The organism is Aeromonas bestiarum (assembly GCF_000819745.1).
GTDB classification, from domain to species: Bacteria; Pseudomonadota; Gammaproteobacteria; order Enterobacterales; family Aeromonadaceae; genus Aeromonas; species Aeromonas bestiarum.
The window spans coordinates 218,254-219,129 of sequence record NZ_CDDA01000015.1 but is presented as its reverse complement, the minus strand read 5'-3'; the positions used below and the strand labels follow the sequence as shown (position 1 = coordinate 219,129).

General features: G+C 65.1%; 1 protein-coding gene. It reads left to right on the top strand.

The window, feature by feature from the left end; genetic code table 11:
• Positions 1 to 876 (top strand): methyl-accepting chemotaxis protein (locus tag BN1118_RS22250; protein ID WP_043555850.1); only part of this gene is annotated, 876 nt, incomplete at both ends.

Below are 876 nucleotides of genomic sequence, written 5' to 3'. Positions count from 1 at the left end.
GATCCGCGCCCCCGCCGTGACCGACTTGTTCGGGCCGGGTCACCCGGATCAGCAGGCAGAAGACAGCTGGGATCAGCGCGCCATAACGCAAGGGGAGACCATACTCGAGCAGCAAGGCAACCGGCTCACCCTGGTCAAGCCCTTCAAGGCGTACAAGGAGTACCGCGGCACCCAGTGCACCACCTGCCACCAGGTGCCGGAAGGCACCGTCATGGGGGCTGTGCGGATCAGTTACGACCTCAGCCACACCTTCGGCGAAATTCGCCACAACAACCTGATCCTGAGCGGCAGCCTGGTGGCGGTGTTCGGGCTCGGTTTCGGCCTGCTTGGCTGGGTGCTTCAGCGCTACATCAAGCGACCGGTGCGCCACCTGCAACTGACCATGACCCGCATGGCCAAGGAGCGGGATCTCTCCCTCCCCCTGCTCAACCCGAGCCAGGATGAGCTGGGCCAGATGACCCGCGCCGTCAGCGACATGGTGCAGGGTTTTCGCCACAGCCTGCAGGAGGTGGAGCACGCGACTCTGCAGCTCTATCAGGAGTCGAACCAGATCCGGCAGGTCGCCACCCAGACCGAAGGCTCAGCCCGCCAGCAGGAGAGCATGACCACCCAGGTCGCCGCCGCCGTCAGCGAATTGGCCGCCAGCTCCCACGAGGTGCGCGAGCACGCCCGCCACAGCGCCGAACTCTCCGCCCTCACCAACCAGGATGCGGCCGACACCAGTCGCCTTGCCCAGCACTCCATCACCGACATGGGCGAGATGTCGGCCGAGATTGAACGGGTCGATAGGGTGATCCAGCAGCTCGACAACCGCTGTCTGGCCGTCGATGGCGTGCTGGAGGTGATCAAGGGGATTGCGGATCAGACCAACCTGCT